A 5,386-nucleotide genomic window follows, 5' to 3' on the forward strand; every position below is an offset into this window, starting at 1 on the left:
CAGTTGAGCAGGGCCAGGGGGTTGGGGATCGGGGCACCGGCAGTGCCCGGGGCGGCCGTGGCGGGATCGGCGGTCAGGTCGACCACCCGGTTGTCGGCGTCCACGTGCACCACCCGAGGCTGGTAGGCGCGCGCCTCGGCGTCGTCCATCTGCCCGTACGAGATGAGGATGACCAGGTCACCCGGGTGCACCAGGTGCGCCGCCGCGCCGTTGATGCCGATCACGCCGCTGCCCCGCTCGCCCGGGATCACGTACGTCTCCAGCCGGGCCCCGTTGGTCACATCCACGATCGCGACCTGCTCGCCGGGAAGCAGGTCGGCGGCGTCGAGAAGGTCCTGGTCCACGGTCACCGAGCCGACGTAGTGCAGGTCGGCCTGGGTCACCGTGGCCCGGTGGATCTTCGACTTGAGCATGGTCCGGAACATGGGAGCCTCTCAGCAGATGGTGGGGGGTCAGGAACGGGGGGCGAGTCGGATCGCCATGTTGTCGATCAGCCGGGTGTCGCCCACCCAGGCCGCGACCAGCAGCCGGGCCGGACCGAACACCGGGCCGGGTTCCAGATCCGGGTCGGTGAGCACCAGGTAGTCCAGTTCCGCGTCCCCGCCCACGGCGGCGAACGCCCGGTGGGCGGCGGCCAGCACCTCCCCGGCGTCGGCTCCCTCGTCCGCGGCGGTCGCGCCGGCCCGCAGCGCGGCCGACAGGCCCGCCGCCGTCCGCCGCCGCTGCGGGGAGAGATAGCGGTTGCGGCTGGACAACGCCAGGCCGTCCGGCTCACGGACGGTCGGCACGCCGACCACCTCCACCGGCACGTCCAGGTCACGGACCATCCGCCGAACCAGGGTGAGCTGCTGGTAGTCCTTCTCACCGAAGAAGGCGAGCTGCGGGCGGGTGAGTTGCAGCAGCTTCAACACCACGGTGAGCACCCCGTGGAAGAAACCAGGGCGGCTCAGCCCCTCCAGATCCTCCCCGAGCTGACCCGGATTGACCCGTACCACCGGCTGCCCGTCCGGGTACATCTCCAGCACCGACGGCGCGAACACCAGGTCCGCCCCGGCCCGACGGCAGACCTCCAGGTCGGCGTCGAGAGTGCGCGGATAGCGGTCGAGATCCTCGTTCGGCCCGAACTGCAACGGGTTGACGAAGATCGTCACGAGCACGTGGTCGGCCCGCTCCCGGGCGGCCCGGACCAGCGCCTCATGCCCCTCGTGCAGCGCGCCCATGGTCATCACCACGCCGACGGTGCCCGTCAGCCCGTCCCGGGCCTTCGCCAGTGCCGCCCGGCTGTGCACCAACTCCGTCATGGCGTCTTCTCCGTTCGCGACTGCGGGGCTCGCAACACCGGCTCACTCCTCGCGCTCACCGAAACCCCTGGCGTTCGCGACTGCGGGGCTCGCAACACCGGCTCACTCCTCGCGCTCACCGAAACCCCTGGCGTTCGCGACTGCGGGGCTCGGCTGCCACCTGAGTTTCCGCCAGCACGTCCAGCAGCGACTCCGCGTCGACCGGCCGCAGCCGGCCCGCCGCGATCGCCCGATCGGCGCTACGCCGCGCCAACGCCAGATAGGGGGCCACGGATTCCGGTGCGGTCTGCGCCAGCCGGGACAGATGCCGGCGCACGGTGCCCGCGTCACCCCGGGCGACCGGGCCGGTCAGCGCGTCGTCGCCGTACCGCAGCGCGTTCTCCAGAGCCGCCCGCAGCAGCGGGGCAAGCACCTTCTCCGGGCTGGTGACCCCGGCGTCACGCAGCCGGTCGGTCGCCTCGTTGACCAGGGTCACCAGGTGATTCGCGCCGTGCGCCAACGCCGCGTGGTAGAGCGGCCGGTCCGCCTCGCCGATCCACTCGGGCACCCCGCCAAGGTCGGCCACCAGCCGCGCCGCGAGCGGGCGCAGCCCGGACGCGGCGGTCACCCCGTAGGAGATGCCGGCGAGCCGGCCAAGGTCGTCCGGCGTACCGGTGAAGGTCATCGCGGGGTGCAGGGCCAGCGGGTACGCGCCCACCGCGGCGGCCGGAGCCAGCACGGCCAGCCCGTGCGCGCCGGAGGTGTGCGCGACCACCTGGCCGGGGTGCAACGCGCCGGTCTCGGCCAGGCCGACCACCACGGCAGCCAGGGAGTCATCCGGCACGGCGACGACCAGCAGGTCGGTGGCGGCGCGAGCGACCGATGCCACGCAACGGTTCCGGGTGCCGGGCAGCAGCAGGGCGATCCGGGCCTGCGCGGCCCCGGAGACGCCGGAGGCGGCCACCACCCGGTGACCGGCGGCCACGAGCGCGGCGCCCAGTACGGCACCGACCCGACCGGCACCGACGACACCGACGGTCAGGGAGCGGGGAAAGGCGGGCAGGGCGCCGACGGGGGCGCCTCCCGACGGTACGACGACCCCGGGCGGGGCGGTCGGACGCGGGCGCAGCGGTGCGCTCATGGCAATGATCCAGTCCTCGAAAGGGGGTACCGGTCGATCGCAAGTATGCGCCGGGGTCGAGGAGCCGAAACAAGGGTGTGTGAAATCGTTCACCGACCGGGCGCCGATGGCGGCCCGGCCCGGCGGTCACCAGCCGGGGGCGCCGCAACCGTGACCCGTCTCGGGCCGGCTGACCGTAGGGTCGGCACGGTGACGCCTGCGCAACGAGGAACGAACTGATGCCGATCCGCTGGCGGGACGCGATGGGCCGGGCCCTCTACGGGCCGGACGGGTTCTTCGTCGCCGGGGCCGGGCCGGCCGCCCACTTCCGCACCAGCGTGCACGCCTCCCCCACCTTCACCGCGACCCTGGCCCGGCTGCTCACCCACGTCGACGCCGCCCTCGGCCACCCCGTCCGGCTGGACGTGGTCGACGTCGGAGCCGGCCGCGGGGAACTGCTGGTCGCACTGCTCCAAGCCGTCGAGCGGGTGGAGGACGTGCGGGAGGCCGGCCCGGCACCGCTCGCCTCCCGGGTACGCCTCACCGCCGTCGAGAAGGCCCCCCGGCCGGCCCACCTGCCCCCGCAGGTCGCCTGGGCCGACGCGATCCCCGACCGGATCGTGGGGCTGCTGGTCGCCACCGAGTGGCTCGACAACGTGCCGCTCGACGTGGCCGCGCGGACCGCCGACGGGTGGCGCTACCTGCTGGTCGACCCGACCACCGGCGAGGAGACCGTGGGTGACCCGGTCGACCCCGCCGACCGGGCATGGCTCGACCGGTGGTGGCCCGTCCCGGCAGGCCACCCGGAACCCACGCTGACGATCGGCGGAAGAGCCGAGATCGGAAGGACCAGGGACGAAGCCTGGGCCGGCGCGGTCAGGCACATCGCCCGGGGGCTGGCGGTGGCCGTGGACTACGGGCACCTGGCGGACGACCGGCCCGTGGACGGGACGGTGACCGGATACCGGGGTGGGCGGCAGGTGCCGCCGGTGCCCGACGGCTCCTGCGACGTCACCGCGCACGTCGCCATGGACTCCGTCGCCTCCGCCGGCCAGCGGGTCGCCCGGTGTGCGTACTCGCTGGTCCGCCAGCGGGAGGCGCTGCGGGCGCTCGGGGCCGGCGGCGATCGACCACCACTCGACCTGGCCACCCGCGACCCCGCCGGGTACGTGCGGGCGCTGGCCGCCGCGTCGACGGCGGCCGAACTGACCGACCCGGCCGGCCTCGGCGGGCACTGGTGGTTGCGGCAACCGGTCGACGTCGACCCGGCGACGTTCGTGGCACGATGGCGGGCATGACCACCCACGCCGGCGACCTCCGCGACCTGACCGTCGGCACGGGCGCCGGCGGGGAGCAGCTCGGCACCGACATGGTGCTCAACATCGGGCCGCAGCACCCCTCCACCCACGGCGTGCTCCGGCTGAAGCTGGTGCTCGACGGGGAGCGGGTGGTTTCCGCCGAGCCGATCGTCGGATACATGCACCGGGGCGCGGAGAAGCTCTTCGAGGTCCGCGACTACCGGCAGATCATCGTGCTGGCCAACCGGCACGACTGGCTCTCCGCCTTCGCCAACGAGCTGGGCGTGGTGCTCGCCGTGGAGCGGCTGATGGGCATGGAGGTGCCGGAGCGGGCCGTCTGGCTGCGGATGGCGCTGGCCGAGCTGAACCGGGTCCTCAACCACCTGATGTTCCTCGGCTCCTACCCACTGGAGATCGGCGCGATCACCCCGGTCTTCTACGCGTTCCGGGAACGGGAGACCCTCCAGGCGGTGATGGAGGAGGTCTCCGGCGGCCGGATCCACTACATGTTCAACCGCGTCGGCGGGCTCAAGGAGGAGGTGCCCGCCGGCTGGACCGGGCGGGCCCGCGCCGCCATCGACGAGGTGCACCGCCGGATGCCCGACCTCGACCATCTCATCCGGCGCAACGAGATCTTCCTGGCCCGCACCGTCGGGGTGGGCGTGCTGTCGGCCGCCGACGCCGCCGCGTTCGGCGCGTCCGGTCCGGTCGCCCGGGCCTCCGGGCTCGACCTGGACCTGCGCCGCGACGAGCCCTACCTGGCGTACGACCAGCTCGACGTGCCGGTGGTCACCCGCACCGCCGGGGACTGCCACGCCCGTTTCGAGGTGCTGCTCGACCAGGTGTACGCCTCACTCGACCTCGCCCGGCGGTGTCTGGAGCGGGTGGACCGGCTCACCGGTCCGGTGAACACCCGGCTGCCGAAGGTTGTCAAGGCGCCTGAGGGGCACACCTACGCCTGGACCGAGAACCCCCTCGGCATCAACGGCTACTACCTGGTGTCGCGCGGGGAGAAGACGCCGTGGCGGCTCAAGCTGCGCACCGCGTCGTACGCGAACGTGCAGGCGTTGGCCAGCCTGCTCCCCGGCTGCCTGGTTCCGGACCTGATCGCCATCCTCGGCTCGATGTTCTTCGTGGTCGGCGACATCGACAAGTAGGTCGGCGTCCCGCCGTCGACGTCAGCGGCTGCCGGCGCGCGGGACGTCCTGCTGGGGATAGCCGTACTGTCCCTCCTGGGGGTAGCCGTACTGTCCCTCGCCACCCCACTGCTGGTGGCGGGGCTCCGGCTCCGGGGTGCGCCACGCCTCGACCGGTTCCCTCGGCGCGGGCGCCCGCCACTGGCCGGCCGACTGCTGGCCCCACTGATCCTCGGCCGGCTGCCGGCCCGCCGCCCGCCACTCCTGCGGCACGGGCACCCCGTCCTGCGGCAACGCCGGCCGGTCCGCCGGCTCGGTCCAGCCGCCACCCCACTGGCCGGTCGGCTGCTGGGGCTCGTCCTGCCGTACCGCCGCCCAGCGGTCCTGCACCCGGAACCCGGCACCGTCGGTGTGCAGCTCGGCCCGGCGCTCCCCGACCCGCACCTCACGCCCGTGCCCGTCGTCGCGCACCTCGGCCCACCGGTCGCCGACCTGCACCCCCGACCAGTTCTGCTGCTCTGCCGGGTACGCCCCACCCGCCCACGGCTGATC

General features: G+C 73.8%; 5 protein-coding genes and 1 pseudogene. 2 read left to right on the forward strand and 4 right to left on the reverse strand.

Features of this window, described 5'->3' with window-relative positions; all coding sequences use genetic code 11:
- The 3 genes from panD to E1166_RS29130 all read right to left on the reverse strand — a co-directional run.
- A partial coding sequence (panD, locus tag E1166_RS29120; protein ID WP_132343059.1) for an aspartate 1-decarboxylase occupies positions 1-425 on the reverse strand: 425 nt, incomplete at its 3' end.
- Between the two features lie 27 nt (positions 426-452).
- Positions 453-1,301: a pantoate--beta-alanine ligase gene (gene panC, locus E1166_RS29125; protein ID WP_132343060.1), complete on the reverse strand. Its 849-nt coding sequence runs from the start codon at positions 1,299-1,301 to the stop codon at positions 453-455.
- 115 nt (positions 1,302-1,416) lie between these two features.
- The gene (locus tag E1166_RS29130; protein ID WP_132343061.1) at positions 1,417-2,421 is read right to left on the reverse strand and encodes a Rossmann-like and DUF2520 domain-containing protein; all 1,005 of its coding nucleotides are present in this window, start codon (positions 2,419-2,421) and stop codon (positions 1,417-1,419) included.
- A gap of 218 nt (positions 2,422-2,639) precedes the next feature.
- Here E1166_RS29130 and E1166_RS29135 point away from each other — a divergent pair, with 218 nt between their 5' ends.
- Together E1166_RS29135 and E1166_RS29140 are read left to right on the forward strand one after the other, a co-directional pair.
- Entirely contained in the window at positions 2,640-3,698 is a 1,059-nt protein-coding gene (locus E1166_RS29135) for an SAM-dependent methyltransferase (protein ID WP_132343062.1), read from the forward strand.
- Positions 3,686-4,855: an NADH-quinone oxidoreductase subunit D gene (locus E1166_RS29140; RefSeq protein ID WP_207914632.1), complete on the forward strand. Its 1,170-nt coding sequence runs from the start codon at positions 3,686-3,688 to the stop codon at positions 4,853-4,855. Before E1166_RS29135 ends, E1166_RS29140 begins: the two co-directional genes overlap by 13 nt.
- A gap of 21 nt (positions 4,856-4,876) precedes the next feature.
- On the opposite strand, the pseudogene E1166_RS31285 reads toward E1166_RS29140, so the two are convergent.
- A pseudogene (locus E1166_RS31285) lies at positions 4,877-5,386 on the reverse strand (hypothetical protein); the annotation flags it as partial.

Origin of the sequence: Micromonospora sp. KC213, from assembly GCF_004348325.1 — a bacterium.
GTDB lineage: Bacteria > Actinomycetota > Actinomycetes > Mycobacteriales > Micromonosporaceae > Micromonospora.